Below are 15,285 nucleotides of genomic sequence, written 5' to 3'. Positions count from 1 at the left end.
GAACAGGGGGGCGTTTTGGACGACAATCTGAAAGATCACGAAGATTGGGGGCCGTTCGGGCGCCCGCTGTTCAATGACCCGCAGGCGCGCGCGCTGTCGCGGGTGGGTGTGGTTGATGTGGGGTCGAACTCGGTGCGGATGGTGGTGTTTGACGGGGCCGCGCGCAGCCCTGCCTATTTCTACAATGAAAAAATCATGGCGGGCCTTGGTGCGGGCCTGTCCGATACCGGAAAGCTGAACCCCGAAGGGCGCGTGCGTGCGCTGTCGGCGATCCGCCGCTTTGTTGCGCTGGCCAAGGGCATGGGCATTTCACCGCTGACGGCCGTGGCCACGGCAGCCGTGCGCGAGGCCAGTGACGGCCCCGATTTTCGCGCGCAAGTGGAACGCGAAACCGGTCTGAAACTCTGGGTGATCGACGGGCAGGAAGAAGCGCGCCTGTCGGCCCAAGGCGTGCTGCTGGGCTGGCCCGGCAGCTATGGCATGGTCTGCGACATTGGCGGATCGTCGATGGAGTTGGCGGACCTGTCCGAAGGACGCGTCGGCAAGCGGCTGACCTCGGCGCTGGGGCCGTTGAAACTGCGCGAGGTCAAGGGCGGCAAGAAGGGTCTCAAGGCGTTTATCAAGCAAACGATGGCCGGTCTGCACGCGCAAATGGAACATGAAACCGCCATGCGCCTGTTTCTGGTCGGCGGGTCATGGCGCGCGATTGCACGCATTGATATGGAACGGCGCGGCTATCCGCTGACCGTGCTGCATGAATACCGCATGTCATCCCGCCAGGTTTCCAAGACTTTGGAATACATCGAAAAATCTGACCTGCAAGAGCTACGCAACCGCTGCAATATATCAGATGCGCGGATGTCGCTGGTGCCCTACGCCATCCAGGTGCTGCGCGAATTGGTGCGGGTTTTCAAACCCAAGGACATTGCCGTATCCAGCTATGGCATCCGCGAAGGGATGCTTTACGAACAAATGCCCCAGCGTCTGCGCGACCGCGATCCGCTGATCGAAGCCTGCCGTTTCGTCGAGGCCAAGGATGCGCGGATGCCCGGTTTCGGGCGTGCGCTGCACCGGTTCATCGAACCGCTGTTCAAGCAACATGGCTGGCAGCGCAAACGTATCACCCGCGCCGCCTGCCTGCTGCATGATGTCAGTTGGCGCGCGCATCCCGACTACCGCGCCGAGGTCTGTTTTGACAACGCAACCCGCGCCAATCTGGGCGGCCTGAAACATTCGGAACGGGTATTTTTGGGCATTGCCCTGCTGCACCGCTATGCCAACAAACGCGAAGGCACACCGTTTGAAAACCTGTTCACGCTCCTGAGCGAGAAAGAACAGCTTGAGGCAGAGATTTTGGGCAAGGCCATGCGCTTTGGTGCGATGTTGTTGCTGTCCACCGACGAACAGCCCGGTGAATTGCAATGGCGCCCCAAAAAGAAAGAACTGGAGATCGTGCTGCGCAATCGGTCGCGCCCCCTGTTTGGCGAAGTGGCCGAGGCACGGTTCAACGCGCTTGCCACCGCCATGGGCGCAACGCCGATCGTCACGTTCAAGAAAAAGCGCGTGACCTAAAGCTCGATTTCTTCGCCCGATTCGGGGTCTGCTGCCTCGTAGGGTGGGGCATCAGGGCTGCGGCGGATGATGATATCGCCGTTGGGCAGGATTTCTGGAGCTTCGTAGTGGCGCACATCGTCCAGCCGCTTCATCAGTGCCATCAGTGCGGGCCCCATTTCCGTGGCCAGCATATCCAGCGCCGGTTCCAGTTCCTGCGCCATACCGGCAAAGTCATCCAAGGCCGGTTCCATTTCATCCATGAATCCGCGGAACAGCAGCTTGGCCCCTTCCTCCATCAGGGAGAAACCCTCTTGCATATCAGGGTCCTGGTCGTCTTGCGCGGCCAAGGGCAAGGCGGCAAGGGACAGGGCGAATGTGGCGGCGAGTATCTGTTTCATAATCCCAACATAAGGGTTAACGGGCCAAATCCCAAGTCACAGATCAATGTCAATTGTGACAGGGAAATGATCGGACGCCGTCAGCAAAGCATCGCGCAGCATCGGGTTTTCATAGCAGGCCGGATGATCAAAGGGGTGCCAGATTGTCCAGACCGGCGCGCGGCGTTCCAGATCGGGGGACACCATGATGTAGTCCAAAAGCGCCTGCAAATAGCGCCCATCGGGGGGCAATTTGAAACGCGCGGTCGTGGGCGTGGCCACAAGGCGGCGCGACAGGGCCATGCGCGCGTGCGGATCGAACAGGCGGGTCGCGCCGTTTTCACCCAGCACGATTTCCACACCAGAGCGCCCGAACAGCTTTTCGTATTCGTCCAGCCCCGGACCATCATTGAAATCGCCCAACACGATCAGTGGCGCGCCGGCCTCCAGATGCCCTTCGATGCGCTGGCGCAACCAGATGCACTGGGCCAGTTGCTTGCGCCGGTTTTCGATGGAAATGCGCATGACCTCGGCCTTGTTGCGCGCGCCGTGCGGGGCTTTGGACTTGGCGTGCACACCGATCATCCGCAACGCGATGCCACTGGCCGTTTCAATCGCAACCTCAAGGGGCGGTTTGGACCAGCGGACCAAATCGGGGGCCGCATCGGTATCCAGATCAATGCGAAAGACTGAGTCAAAACGCGGGGCATCGCGCGATCCCTGTTTGCCAGTCTGGTCGCCCAGCGGATCATGGCGCGCGGTCATTTTGTCGGGGTCATACAGCAGCGTAATTTCCTGTTGGGTTTCGTTGACGAACCCCATCAAGGCCCTGCGCGCACGCAGACCGAAATGCGCGGCGAAATTTTCAAGTGCGGCGACACCGTCGCGGCGGGCGTGGCCATCGGGCGCTTCGATCACCATGACCGCATCTGCATCCAACAGCTTGAACACAACCCCAAGGGCTGCAATCTGATCCTCGCGGATCACATCGCGCCGCCCGGACCAGCGGTTGTCCTCCATCAATGCGCCCGCCTCGTCGAACAGGTTGGCAAACCATTCGACGTTATAGGTGGCGATCCTCATGCCGCATCCTGTTCGATCTTGTCCCAAGCGGCATTGATCGCGATCATGCGTTTTTCTGCCAGTTTCACCGCTTCTTCGGGGACGCCACGGGCAATCATCCGGTCGGGGTGGGTTTCGCGCACCAGATCACGCCACGCCTTGCGGATCTCGGGCAGCGGCGTATTCGGATCAACCCCAAGCACATCGTAGGGGTCGCGCTGCGCATCGGGCACGAACTGCGCCCGCAGGCGTTGGAATGCGCGGTGTTCCAGCCCGAAAATTTCGGCCACGCGTGCCAGAAACTGATCCTCGCTCGGGTGATACTGACCATCAGCAAGGGCAATGTGAAACAGCCCCTCCATCAGATCACACAGCGGCGCACCGGTGGTGTTGTCGTCATACATCGCGCGGATGCGGCGGGCGTATTCCTCGAATCCGGCAATATCGGTGCGGGCCATGTTGAAAATGCGCGCGGCGTTCTTTTCATCCGCTGCGGAGATGGCAAAGACCTCGCGAAAGGCAGTGACTTCGTCGCGCGTCACCTGCCCGTCTGCCTTGGCCATCTTGGCGCCCAGCGCGATCACCGCAATCGCAAAGGCCGCCGATCGTTCAGGCGGCGTGCGCAGCTTTTCAAACACGGCCGACAGCCCCTCACCCGAGGTGAGGGAAGAAACGGCTTCGGCAATGCGGGTCCAGATCGACATGGGGGGCACCTTAACGATCTTGCCGCCGGATGTCAGAGGCGTTTTTGCATCAGAACCAGATCAATCCAGCGATCAAACTTGCGCCCGACTTCGGGTAAAATACCAATGGTTTCAAAGCCTAAGGCGGCATGGAATGCGACCCCGTCAAGGTTTTCACCACTGACGCCCGCCCACATGGTGTGCATGCCTTGCGCGCGGGCGAGCGTGAACAGTTCTTCCATCAAGGCCTTGGCCAGCCCCTGCCCTTTGGCGTTTGGTGCAATGATGACGGTGTGTTCAACGGCGTGGGCATAGCCAAGCCCGCTGCGAAACTGATCAAAGGTGGCGAAACCGGTGATGTCCGTGCCATCAGACGCGACCACGAAGACAGGCCGCGCCTTGATCATCGCGGCGATGTCATCGGGCGTTTTCTGCGTGGGGTTGAACGTGATCGTCGTGTCGCGAATGACCGGGTTCCAGATCGCGGCAATGGCCGCCGCATCATCAGGTGTCGCAGGCCGGATCACAGGCGCACACGGCCTTTGGGCGTGTCAAACGTGGCGTGCAACGCGGGGGTGGCAGACGTGTGGAACGTCACGCGCGGATCGTCCAGCATTGCGTCAACCTCAACCGCCAATGCCGCGGCCTGCTGGTGATGCACCTCAAGCGCGTGCAGGCGCGCGCCACTATCGGGCAAACGGGTCGCGGGATGGGTGCAGTTGCCCCATTCAATTAGCGTGGGAAAGCCGCCATCATCAGGCAGGCTGCCATCGGCAGGCACTACAATCTGCCACGCCAGATCACCACGTGTCAGGGCAATGGGCACGCCTGCCTTTTCGGGTGCCTGCGAGATATCGTCGGTGGCGCATATCCAGTTGCCAAGGCGGGGGGCGCCGGTGAACCGGTCCAGATCAAACCAGCGCGGCCCCTGATAGGGTGCGCCGTGCGGATCGGGCGCGATAACTTCCAAATAGATGTCCCCCAAACCCAGCAAGGTGTTATGCGTGCCGAAACGTGCATGCTGCCCGCCGGTGATCAGGGTCAGGCCAAGCGCACGTTCGGCCCAAGCGGTGCCGATGCCCAGATCCGTGGCACAGATCGCAAGGTGATCCAGGCGCAGTTTCAACTACGCGCCTCGCGGATCAGGCGCAGGATATCTTGGGCGGCTTCGGGGATATTGGTGCCCGGTCCAAAGATCGCCTTGACGCCATTATCGTAAAGGAACTGATAGTCCTGCTGCGGGATAACCCCCCCGCAAATCACGATAATTTCGCCCGCACCCGCATCTTTCAGCGCCTGCACCAGTTTGGGCGCAAGGGTTTTGTGGCCCGCCGCCTGACTGGAAATGCCAACCACATGCACGTCGTTATCAACCGCGTCCTGTGCGGCCTCGGCGGGGGTTTGAAACAGCGGGCCGACATCGACATCAAAGCCGATGTCGGCAAAGGCGGTGGCAATCACCTTGGCCCCGCGATCATGCCCGTCCTGGCCCATTTTGACGACCAGCATACGTGGGCGGCGGCCTTCATCGGTGGCAAAATCCTCGACCGATTTCTGGATTGCGGCAAAGCCTGCGTCGCCTTCGTAAGCGGCGCCATAAACACCGGCAAGCGTTTTGACCTCGGCGCGGTGACGCCCGAATTCTTTTTCCATGGCCATGCTGATTTCTCCAACTGAGGCGCGGGCGCGTGCGGCGTCCACGGCGGCCTCTAACAGGTTGCCGCCTTCCTTGGCGCGGCGGGTCAATTCATTTAGTGCTGCATCACAGGCAGCCGCGTCGCGGGACGCACGGGTCTTTTCCAGACGGGCGATTTGCGACAGGCGCACCGCATCATTGTCGATGTCCAGAATGTCGATCGGATCTTCCTTATCAAGCCGGTATTTATTCACCCCGACGATCACCTCTTGCCCGCGATCAATCATCGCCTGGCGGCGGGCGGCGGATTCTTCAATGCGCAATTTTGGCATGCCGCTGGCCACGGCCTTGGTCATGCCGCCCATGTCTTCGACTTCCTCGATCAGCTTCCAGGCCTCCTGCGCCAGATCATGGGTCAGCTTTTCAACGTAGTAGCTGCCCGCAAGCGGGTCGACGACATTGGTCACGCCGGTTTCCTCTTGCAAAATCAACTGGGTATTGCGCGCAATGCGCGAACTGAATTCGGTTGGCAGGCCCATCGCCTCGTCGAGGGCATTGGTGTGCAGCGATTGGGTGCCGCCCAATGCCGCAGCCATCGCCTCGTAGGCGGTGCGGACCACGTTGTTGTAGGGATCTTGTTCTTGCAAGGACACGCCCGATGTCTGGCAGTGGGTGCGCAACATGCTGGATTTGGGGTTTTTCGGTTCAAATTCGGCCATGATCTTGTGCCACAGCAGGCGGGCGGCGCGCAGTTTCGCAGCCTCCATGAAGAAATTCATTCCGATGGCGAAAAAGAACGACAGACGCGGCGCAAACTTGTCCACATCCATGCCCGCCGCAATGGCGGTGCGCACATATTCGCGCCCGTCTGCCAACGTATAGGCCAGTTCCTGCACAAGGTTCGCGCCGGCCTCTTGCATATGGTAGCCGGAAATCGAGATCGAATTGAATTTCGGCATGTTATCAGAGGTATAGCCGATGATATCGCTGATGATCCGCATCGAGGGTTCGGGCGGATAGACATAGGTGTTGCGCACCATGAATTCCTTGAGGATGTCGTTCTGGATCGTGCCCGCCAACAGCGCCTTGTCGTGGCCCTGTTCTTCGCCTGCGACGATGAAATTGGCCAGAATCGGGATCACTGCGCCGTTCATGGTCATGGATACGCTGACCTTGTCCAGCGGGATACCATCGAACAGGATTTTCATATCTTCAACGCTGTCGATTGCCACGCCGGCCTTGCCAACGTCCCCTTCGACGCGGGGGTGGTCGCTGTCGTAACCGCGGTGGGTGGCCAGATCAAAGGCGACCGATACGCCTTGCTGCCCTGCAGCCAGTGCTTTGCGGTAAAAGGCGTTGGATTCTTCGGCTGTGGAAAAGCCCGCGTATTGGCGGATGGTCCAGGGGCGGCCCGCATACATCGTTGCCTTGACGCCGCGTGTAAATGGCGCCTGCCCCGGAACGGTGCCCAGATGGGACAGCCCGTCGATGTCATCAGCCGTGTAAAGCGGCTGCACGGCGATCCCTTCAAGCGTTTGCCACGTCAGATCGTCAAGGCTGCGCCCGCGCAGTTCGGCGGCCGCCGTTTCAGACCACGATTTGCTGTTTCCCATTGCCATATCCTCCTGCGTGCGTCGGGCGGGGCGGGTTCATGCCCGCAACCTCGCCTGCGCACAGTTGTTTTGATGGTTCCCTGTCGTCGCCGTGGCTGTCCACGAAACGTGCCAGCCCTTCTGCGCCCTGTCGCAGCCACGCCAGATCGATCTGGTATTGGGCGCGCAGGATTTCTTTTTGGTCGTCATTGAAGGGCATCCAGCGCCCCTTTGCGTTGGGCATCCGTGCCGCGCTGTCCAGATCGCCACGCATCGCCAGAATTTCGCGCAGGGCAACAGGTTGCGGGCTGGGATTTTGCCAATCGTTGTGGCCCGTCATCGGACTTGTGCAACTGACCCCATCAGTCAGGATCTGCAACTGCCGGTCAGGCTGGCCGACCAGCCGCTCAAAGGGCCAGACAACGATGTCGGCCTTGGGGAATACAGTCGCAACCTCGCGGATGATCTTGCGCCACGTGCGGGGCTGGGTCACGAACCTGTCAAGATCGGCGCGGTCGGGCGCGGCGTGCCCCTGTGTCAGCGCAAAGGCCAGTTGCGATGCCCAAAGCGTGTCATAAGACCGGATCCCGATGGCAATGCGGGTGCAGCTATCCTCGAACGCGGCACGAAATCGCATCAGGCGTTCATTCAACAACGGATAAAGCAGCCCCTCGCGCAGGTTGTTTCGCATCGCGCCGATCATGTTTTCTTCGGAGATGATCAGCTGGCGCATGCCAATCGCACGGGTGCGGGCAATTTCAACGCGCATCACACCACAAGACCGCGTGCCGGTGCGTTCAACCTGTTCGGTGATGTCTTGCGGGCGGCGCACAAGCCCCGCCATCATGCCATTGCGGGTGCGTTCTGGTGTCCAGACGGCTACCCCCGCCTCCCACAAAGGGGTCTGGTTGCGTTGCAGAAAGCACTGGAATGTTGTTGTTCCAGTGCGATGCGCACCAATATGCAATAATACGTCCATCGCCCGTTTGACCCCACAGCGCAGCGCCGCGCACCATCGCGCGACAAGAATAACTGCGCCGATCATTGGACAAACTTTCTGACGATAGGCTTAACCTTAAAATTGTTGTGACCCTTGGGGCGATAGGACTTAGCTTTTGTGCCCACCCGCCCTATGTTGGGATGCAGAGGGGTATCTATGAAACAGGTTATCAGCTTTGTTTTTCTGGCGTTTATTGCGTTCCAGGTAGCGGCGCAAACCGCATCCGAGACGCAGGATGCGCCTCCTGATGCGGTTGCACTTTGGCAAGAGGACCAAACAACTGTCTTTGCGGCATCTGAAATCAATTTGAACGAATTTGTCTGGATTGCCCGCCCGGTCATCGTCTTTGCCGACAGCGAGAATGATCCCAATTTCCGCCGCCAGATGGAACTGCTGCAGGCCCGCCCCGAAGATCTGGCCGAACGGGATGTGGTGATCATCACCGACACTGCGCCGCGCGACGCAAGCGAGGCCCGCACGCGCCTGCGCCCGCGCGGGTTCATGTTGGTGCTGATGGGCAAGGACGGGCAGATCGAGCTGCGCAAACCCGCCCCGTGGAGCGTGCGCGAAATATCACGTTCCATCGACAAAATGCCCCTGCGCGCCCAAGAGGTCGAGGACCGCCGCGCCGCGCCATAACCTGATATGCATGCCGGATCAGGGATTATTCAAACTCCATGATCACTTCGTCAACGGCAAGGCTGTCACCGGCAACTGCATTGATTTTCATGACAATTCCCTTGCGCTCGGCGCGCAGGATGTTTTCCATCTTCATCGCCTCGACCGAACAAAGGGTCTGGCCTTCCTGCACCTCGTCGCCCACCGCAACATCGACCTTGACGATCAATCCGGGCATCGGACAAAGCAGCAGTTTCGACGTGTCAGGCGCGATCTTTTCAGGCATCAAAGCAGCCAGTTCGGCCTGTCGCGGCGTGCGCACACGCACCTTCAGATCGGCCCCGCGAAACCGGATGCGGAACCCCGCCGAAATCAGATCAACCTTGAGAACCAGCGGCGCACCATCAACGGTCAGGCGCGCAAGGGTCTGGCCCGGCGTCCAGTCTCCTTCGATGCGATAGGCGGTGCCGTCCAGCGTGACGGTCGCGCCACCCCGATCCGCGTTCACAAGCGCCTTCGCAGTGCCATTGCCAAGGGTCACGACCCAATCCTGCCCGACAACCCGTTCGTGATTGTCCATGCGCCCGCTGATCTGGGCACGGCGGATTTCACAGACCCGATACATGGCAACAGCGGCGGCGGCAACGCGGTTCGCCTCGGCCTTGGGCAGGGTAACACCTTCAAATCCATCGGGATATTCTTCCTCGATAAAGGCTGTTGTCATTTCACCGGCGATGAATTTCGGGTGGTCATAGACAGCCGCCAAAAACGGCAGGTTATGCCCGATCCCTTCCACTTCGAACCCGTCGAGCGCGATGCGCATTTCTTCGATCGCGGTGGCGCGGTCGGGCCCCCATGTACACAGTTTGGCGATCATCGGGTCATAGAACATGCTGATCTCGCCGCCCTCGAACACGCCTGTGTCATTGCGCACGGCGCGGGTGTCCTCGGCTTCCTCGGCGGGGGGGCGATAGCGGGTCAGACGGCCAATCGACGGCAAGAACCCGCGATACGGGTCTTCGGCGTAAAGGCGGCTTTCCATGGCCCAGCCGTTGCGCTGCACGTCCTTTTGTTTGATCGCCAGTTTTTCGCCATACGCGACGCGGATCATCTGTTCGACCAGATCAATACCGGTGATCAGTTCTGTAACAGGGTGTTCCACCTGCAAACGGGTGTTCATTTCAAGGAAGTAGAAGTTACGGTCGCCATCGACGATAAATTCGACGGTGCCTGCAGAAGAATAGCCCACAGCGGCGGCCAGTGCGCAGGATTGTTCACCCATCGCCTTGCGGGTCTTTTCGTCCAGAAACGGGCTGGGCGCTTCTTCGATGACCTTTTGGTTGCGGCGCTGTATGCTGCATTCGCGCTCGTTGAGGTAAATCGTGTTGCCGTGGTTGTCGGCCAGCACCTGAATTTCGATGTGGCGGGGCTGTGTGACAAACTTTTCGATGAAAATGCGATCATCGCCAAAGCTGCTGGCGGCCTCGTTCTTGGACGATTGAAACCCCTCGCGGGCTTCGGCGTCATTCCAGGCGATGCGCATGCCCTTGCCGCCACCGCCCGCTGATGCCTTGATCATCACCGGATAGCCGACCTCGTTAGAAATCTTCACCGCCTCGTCCGCGTCCGCGATCAGGCCCATGTAGCCCGGAACGGTGCTGACGCCCGCCTCTTGCGCCAGCTTTTTGCTGGTGATCTTGTCACCCATCGCATCGATCGCGTTCACGGGCGGGCCGATAAAGGCCACGCCAGCGGCAGATAACGCTTCGGCGAACTTGCTGTTTTCGCTCAAGAATCCGTAGCCGGGGTGCACGGCTTCAGCACCGGTTTGCTTGATCGCATCCATCACCTTGTCGATGACGATATAAGACTGGTTGGCGGGGCTTGGGCCGATGTGCACTGCCTCGTCCGCCATTTTGACGTGCAACGCGTTGCGATCCGCGTCCGAATAGATCGCGACCGTCTTGATGCCCATCAGCTTGGCGGTCTTGATGACGCGGCAGGCGATTTCGCCGCGATTGGCGATCAGGATTTTCTTGAACATGGGAAACGGTCCTTTGAATGCAAAACCGCCGCTGGCGCACGGCGGCACCAACGGCGGTCAATCTTGGTCAGTCGCCCCGAAGGGCGGGATGGGTTAGCGGCAGACGCCTGCGTCGTCGCAGAACACGCCTGCACCGGCACCGATAAGCGCACCTGTGGTCGTGTTGCCGCCCGTTGCATCGGCGATAACAGCGCCAGCTGCGGCGCCTGCAAGGCCACGTTCGACATCGTTATCAAGACATGCGGAGAGTGAAACAACCGCAGTCGCGGCGAGGAAAAGACGGAGTTTAAGCATAGGTTACTGCCCTTATTGGTGTTGCTATTGGGCGCAGAATCGGCGGTTTGGACATCAAATACAACAAAATTCTTTGTGTGCTGGCCAAAGCGGCGGGACCACGCGCGAAAAAGGGAAGCCGGCTTGGTCCGGGGAGGACCAAACCGGCTAGGGGAAGGGTAACGGTATTGACAATGTGCCGTTGAAATCTTGCTGGAAACCCCAACGACACAATCACGTTTGCACGCCGAAATGGACCACGCAACAACCCCGCGACGCCGGGCACGGGAATGAGCATTTTCCCGCGCAAATTGCATTTCCATGGGCTGTTTCCCGCCGATCATTCGAAGCGATCCCCCGCAAATGCTTCGGGAAAACTGATCCGCGCACGTTTTTCATCAATTTTCAGCAGGGCGTCATAGCTTTGCGGATCAAAGGGGTCCTCGGCCGCAACCACCTCGCGGCCGAACAACCAGCTCAGGCGGCCTGCATCCAGATTGCCGCGCACAAAGGGCTCGTTACCGAAATGCGCCCAAAGCGCGGCCATGAACCCGTCATCGGCGCGCCGGTCAGGCGGGCGGCGGTCGGCGAAACGTTCGCGCGCAATCAGTTTCGTCGGCCCCGACTTGGAGTCGCGCCTGATCGTGAATTGATAATCGGTGCCCGGAAGGCGGCTTGGGAATCCGCGGTGCTTTTCCATTACAGCCCCTCCGGTTGCGGGCTGCGGGAAGTGGAGGCTGGCGTGTTCGCCAGCCCCGCACGGGTATTAGTTGTATTTGCCGGTGTAAACTGGCTCAACCGTGACCGGAACCGGGTCAACGACCACGAATTCTTCGACGTCACTGTTGCGCCCGCCACATGCTGCCACAAGGGCAAGCAGGCCAAGCATTGTAAGTGTCTTGATGCTCTTCGACATAGGAGTCTCCTGTCTCTGTCCACAAAATGCGTCCGGCCTGCTGGCCGGTTGCGCGCCTCTTTCCAAGGTAAGGTCACTTGGGTGTAACCCTGTGGAAAACTACTGGAAAACCTGTGGAAAAGATACGCGGGCGTTTGCGAGCCGCGCGCATGTGACATGGCTGCATCAAAACATGGCTTGGATGAGGAACGCGCCGCAAGATATTGTGTATGCATCAAAATTCCTCCCATATGCAGCTATCGTTTTCGACGCGAAACGCTTCGAAAAACTGCACGGCTTGCGGGTCGGTAGTGCCAAATGGCACCTCGCGATCCGCGATCGAGATGACGATCTGATTGGCTGTTTCGCCGGCTTGGGCAAGGGCGGGCAGGATGTCGGCCTCGCACAGGTGCAGGAAATCATCCGCAACGCTGGCGTAGTCCTCAAGCGTCAAACCCGCTGACAAATAGCGGAACCGCCACAGACCCGTCTCCTCCTCGTGAATGGCCTCGAACAGGGCGTGGGTATAGCCCGAGGGCATCCCTGTTTCGGCAAGCGCTGGCGCGGCCATGGCGATCAGCGCTGTCACAATATGGCGAATACCCGGAATCATAGCGGAATATTATCGTGCTTTTTCCAGGGGTTTGTCAGCCGTTTGCCGCGCAGGGATGCAAAGGCGCGGCAGACACGTTTGCGGGTGGAATGGGGCATGATCACCTCGTCGATGAAGCCGCGTTCGGCGGCGACAAAGGGATTGGCGAACCGGCTTTCATAATCCTTGGTATGGCCCGCGATCTTGTCGGCGTCACCCAGATCAGCGCGGTGGATGATTTCGGTCGCCCCCTTGGCCCCCATCACCGCAATTTCGGCCGTGGGCCAGGCATAGTTGAAATCACCGCGCAGGTGCTTGGAGGCCATCACATCGTATGCGCCCCCATAGGCCTTGCGGGTAATCACTGTGACCTTGGGCACGGTCGCCTCGCCGTAAGCGAACAGCAGTTTCGCGCCGTGTTTGATCACGCCGCCCAGTTCCTGCCCCGTGCCGGGCAGAAAACCGGGCACATCAACCAGCGTCAGGATCGGGATTTCAAAGGCATCGCAGAAGCGCACAAAGCGCGCCGCCTTGCGCGAACTGTCGATATCCAGACAGCCCGCCAGCACCATGGGCTGGTTTGCCACCACACCCACGCTGCGCCCTTCAAGCCGGATAAAGCCTGTGATGATGTTCTTGGCGAATTCTTCCTGAATCTCGTAAAACTCGCCCTCGTCCGCCAGTTTCAGGATCAATTCCTTCATGTCGTAGGGGGCGTTGGCGTTATCGGGGATCAGGGTATCAAGGCTGTGATCCAGCCGGTCCACATCGTCAAAGAAGGGGCGCACGGGTGGTTTTGCGATGTTGTTCAGCGGCAGGAAATCAATCAGGCGGCGCACCTCGGCCAAGGCCTCGACGTCGTTTTCAAACGCGCCATCGGCGACGCTGGACTTGCGGGTGTGGGTGCTGGCCCCGCCCAGTTCTTCGGCTGTGACGACTTCGTTGGTGACGGTTTTCACCACGTCAGGGCCGGTCACAAACATATAGCTGCTATCCTTTACCATAAAGATAAAGTCGGTCATTGCGGGCGAATACACCGCGCCGCCCGCGCACGGACCCATGACAACGCTGATTTGCGGAATGACGCCGCTGGCCATGATGTTGCGTTGGAAAATTTCGGCGTAGCCTGCCAGCGCATCGACACCTTCCTGAATGCGCGCGCCACCGGAATCATTGAGGCCGATCACAGGTGCGCCGTTTTGCATCGCCATATCCATGATCTTGCAGATCTTGGCGGCGTGGGTGGCGCTGACCGACCCGCCCAGAACCGTGAAATCCTGCGAAAACACATAGACCTGACGGCCATTGACCGTGCCCCAACCCGTCACCACGCCATCACCGGCAGGGCGTTGTTTTTCCATGCCAAAGTCAGTGCTGCGGTGGGCAACGAATGTGTCGAATTCCTCGAAACTGCCCTCGTCGAGCAGCAGTTCTATCCGTTCGCGTGCGGTCAGCTTGCCCTTGGCATGCTGCGCGGCGATGCGTTTGTCGCCCCCGCCTTTGTGCGCGGTCGCGCGGCGGGATTCGAGTTCTTGCAGGATATCGGTCATGTGATTTTGCCCTCGTCGATTTTCGGCAGGTTATGCTGCATCGCGGGCGCGGGAAAGCAGGAATGGGCAAATTTGCAAATTAGTCGCTCTGCCATCCTGCAAAAATGCAAAATTGCAAACTAAACAGTCCGGTGCAGATTGCGTTGGACAGCCCCCTGGTGCGGGCGTAGTCATAGGCAATGACAGACAAGCCCTTGGTGCGGTTCCTTGATCGCACAACCCCGCCACATATTTTTACGCTGATCATGATTGCGGGCATCTCGGCCCTGAACATGTCGATCTTTCTGCCCTCGTTGAACGCGATGGCGGACTACTTCGAGACCGATTATGCTATCATGCAGATCGCGCTGTCGGGCTATCTGGCAACAACAGCCGTGCTGCAAGTTCTGATCGGGCCGATTTCTGATCGGTACGGGCGGCGCAATATCACCTTGATTGCATTAGCAATTTTCGTGATCGCCTCGGTGGGTGCGCTCTTTTCGACGTCGATTGCGGCATTCCTGTTCTTTCGAATGATGCAGGCCATTGTGGCCACCGGCCTTGTGCTGTCACGCGCCGTTGTGCGCGATATGGTCCCCCAGGATCAGGCCGCATCAATGATCGGGTTCGTGACCATGGGGATGGCGCTTGTGCCGATGTTCGGGCCGATGATTGGCGGGGCGCTGGACCAGCTTTTCAACTGGCATGCCACGTTTGTGTTCTTGTCGCTGTGCGGCGCCGGCGTGTTTGTTCTGGTCTGGTTTGACCAGGGCGAAACGATTGCCGGACAGGGTGTCAGTTTTGCAGACCAGTTGCGCGGCTATCCCGAACTGCTCGTCTCGCCGCGGTTCTGGGGCTATTCAATGTGTGCCGCTTTCGCATCGGGTTCGTTTTTTGCCCTGCTTGGTGGTGCGTCATTCGTCGCTGGTGAAGTCTTTGGCCTGTCGCCGCTGTGGAGCGGGATCGCGCTTGGCGCACCTGCGGTCGGTTATGCTTTGGGCAACTATATTTCAGGAAAGTATTCGGTTCAGTTTGGCGTGAATCGCATGGCGATGACCGGCTCGTATATCATCATTTTCGGCCTTGGTGCGTCACTGTTGGTGTCCTTGCTGGGCTTCAATCACCCGCTCTTGTTCTTCGGGTTCTGCACCTTCCTTGGCCTTGGGAACGGCATCGCCCTGCCCAACGTCACGGCCGGTTTGCTGTCGGTGCGCCCGCACCTGGCGGGCACGGCCAGCGGTCTTGGCGGCGCGTTGATGGTGGGCGGCGGCGCAGGGCTGTCACAGTTTGCCGGTGGGATGCTGGATATCGAAACCGGCACCCTGCCCTTGCAATGGCTGATGTTCGGTACGGCCATTGCCTCGCTGTTGTCGGTGTTGTTCGTCGTCTGGCGCGAACGCGCCTTGGGGCTTGCCGACTAAGTTTGCAAA

16 protein-coding genes are annotated in these 15,285 nt (G+C 59.6%); 3 read left to right on the top strand and 13 right to left on the bottom strand.

Annotated features, from left to right (window positions below):
* The first annotated feature begins 15 nt into the window (after nucleotides 1-15).
* Nucleotides 16-1,572, top strand: coding sequence for a Ppx/GppA family phosphatase (locus SJY21_RS14890; protein WP_377512437.1), 1,557 nt, complete (start codon nucleotides 16-18; stop codon nucleotides 1,570-1,572).
* Here the strand turns inward: SJY21_RS14890 and SJY21_RS14885 are convergent.
* From SJY21_RS14885 to SJY21_RS14855, 7 genes are read right to left on the bottom strand one after another with little or no spacing between them, the layout of a single operon-like run.
* Nucleotides 1,569-1,952 (bottom strand): hypothetical protein, encoded by a 384-nt coding sequence (locus SJY21_RS14885; protein ID WP_377512435.1) that lies wholly within the window; start codon nucleotides 1,950-1,952, stop codon nucleotides 1,569-1,571. The two genes, SJY21_RS14890 and SJY21_RS14885, sit on opposite strands and share 4 nt — an antisense overlap.
* Nucleotides 1,953-1,988: 36 nt before the next feature.
* Nucleotides 1,989-3,014, bottom strand: a complete 1,026-nt coding sequence (locus tag SJY21_RS14880; RefSeq protein ID WP_377512432.1) for an endonuclease/exonuclease/phosphatase family protein — start codon at nucleotides 3,012-3,014, stop codon at nucleotides 1,989-1,991.
* Nucleotides 3,011-3,697: a TerB family tellurite resistance protein gene (locus SJY21_RS14875; RefSeq protein ID WP_377512429.1), complete on the bottom strand. Its 687-nt coding sequence runs from the start codon at nucleotides 3,695-3,697 to the stop codon at nucleotides 3,011-3,013. Before SJY21_RS14875 ends, SJY21_RS14880 begins: the two co-directional genes overlap by 4 nt.
* Before the next feature lie 32 nt (nucleotides 3,698-3,729).
* Nucleotides 3,730-4,203: a GNAT family N-acetyltransferase gene (locus tag SJY21_RS14870; protein ID WP_377512426.1), complete on the bottom strand. Its 474-nt coding sequence runs from the start codon at nucleotides 4,201-4,203 to the stop codon at nucleotides 3,730-3,732.
* On the bottom strand, nucleotides 4,200-4,802 hold the full coding sequence (locus tag SJY21_RS14865) for a VOC family protein (RefSeq protein ID WP_377512423.1): 603 nt from the start codon (nucleotides 4,800-4,802) through the stop codon (nucleotides 4,200-4,202). Before SJY21_RS14865 ends, SJY21_RS14870 begins: the two co-directional genes overlap by 4 nt.
* Nucleotides 4,799-6,925, bottom strand: coding sequence for a methylmalonyl-CoA mutase (scpA, locus tag SJY21_RS14860; protein ID WP_377512420.1), 2,127 nt, complete (start codon nucleotides 6,923-6,925; stop codon nucleotides 4,799-4,801). The genes SJY21_RS14865 and scpA overlap by 4 nt, the downstream gene beginning before the upstream one ends.
* Nucleotides 6,900-7,949: a hypothetical protein gene (locus tag SJY21_RS14855; protein ID WP_377512417.1), complete on the bottom strand. Its 1,050-nt coding sequence runs from the start codon at nucleotides 7,947-7,949 to the stop codon at nucleotides 6,900-6,902. The genes scpA and SJY21_RS14855 overlap by 26 nt, the downstream gene beginning before the upstream one ends.
* A gap of 111 nt (nucleotides 7,950-8,060) precedes the next feature.
* Here SJY21_RS14855 and SJY21_RS14850 point away from each other — a divergent pair, with 111 nt between their 5' ends.
* The gene (locus SJY21_RS14850) at nucleotides 8,061-8,543 is read left to right on the top strand and encodes a DUF4174 domain-containing protein (protein WP_377512414.1); all 483 of its coding nucleotides are present in this window, start codon (nucleotides 8,061-8,063) and stop codon (nucleotides 8,541-8,543) included.
* A 25-nt stretch (nucleotides 8,544-8,568) separates the two neighbouring features.
* Here the strand turns inward: SJY21_RS14850 and SJY21_RS14845 are convergent, their stop codons facing one another.
* The 6 genes from SJY21_RS14845 to SJY21_RS14820 all read right to left on the bottom strand — a co-directional run bounded on the left by SJY21_RS14845 (nucleotide 8,569) and on the right by SJY21_RS14820 (nucleotide 13,876).
* On the bottom strand, nucleotides 8,569-10,566 hold the full coding sequence (locus SJY21_RS14845) for an acetyl-CoA carboxylase biotin carboxylase subunit (RefSeq protein WP_377512412.1): 1,998 nt from the start codon (nucleotides 10,564-10,566) through the stop codon (nucleotides 8,569-8,571).
* A 93-nt stretch (nucleotides 10,567-10,659) separates the two neighbouring features.
* Nucleotides 10,660-10,860, bottom strand: coding sequence for a hypothetical protein (locus tag SJY21_RS14840; protein ID WP_377512409.1), 201 nt, complete (start codon nucleotides 10,858-10,860; stop codon nucleotides 10,660-10,662).
* A gap of 319 nt (nucleotides 10,861-11,179) precedes the next feature.
* Nucleotides 11,180-11,539 (bottom strand): hypothetical protein, encoded by a 360-nt coding sequence (locus SJY21_RS14835; RefSeq protein WP_377512406.1) that lies wholly within the window; start codon nucleotides 11,537-11,539, stop codon nucleotides 11,180-11,182.
* A gap of 66 nt (nucleotides 11,540-11,605) precedes the next feature.
* Complete coding sequence (locus tag SJY21_RS14830; protein ID WP_377512404.1) at nucleotides 11,606-11,755, bottom strand: hypothetical protein; 150 nt, start codon at nucleotides 11,753-11,755, stop codon at nucleotides 11,606-11,608.
* A 214-nt stretch (nucleotides 11,756-11,969) separates the two neighbouring features.
* Entirely contained in the window at nucleotides 11,970-12,347 is a 378-nt protein-coding gene (locus SJY21_RS14825) for a DUF6497 family protein (protein ID WP_377512401.1), read from the bottom strand.
* On the bottom strand, nucleotides 12,344-13,876 hold the full coding sequence (locus SJY21_RS14820) for an acyl-CoA carboxylase subunit beta (protein ID WP_377512399.1): 1,533 nt from the start codon (nucleotides 13,874-13,876) through the stop codon (nucleotides 12,344-12,346). Before SJY21_RS14820 ends, SJY21_RS14825 begins: the two co-directional genes overlap by 4 nt.
* Before the next feature lie 179 nt (nucleotides 13,877-14,055).
* Between SJY21_RS14820 and SJY21_RS14815 the strand changes: the two genes are divergently transcribed.
* Nucleotides 14,056-15,276 carry a multidrug effflux MFS transporter gene (locus SJY21_RS14815; RefSeq protein ID WP_377512396.1) on the top strand — a complete coding sequence of 407 codons (1,221 nt, stop codon included), beginning with the start codon at nucleotides 14,056-14,058 and terminating at the stop codon, nucleotides 15,274-15,276.
* Nucleotides 15,277-15,285: the final 9 nt, after the last annotated feature.

It is taken from the genome of Octadecabacter sp. R77987, assembly GCF_042466115.1.
In the GTDB taxonomy this organism is placed as follows: domain Bacteria; phylum Pseudomonadota; class Alphaproteobacteria; order Rhodobacterales; family Rhodobacteraceae; genus SW4.
The sequence above is the reverse complement of the archived record's forward strand: the minus strand, read 5'-3'. Positions and strand labels throughout refer to the sequence as shown.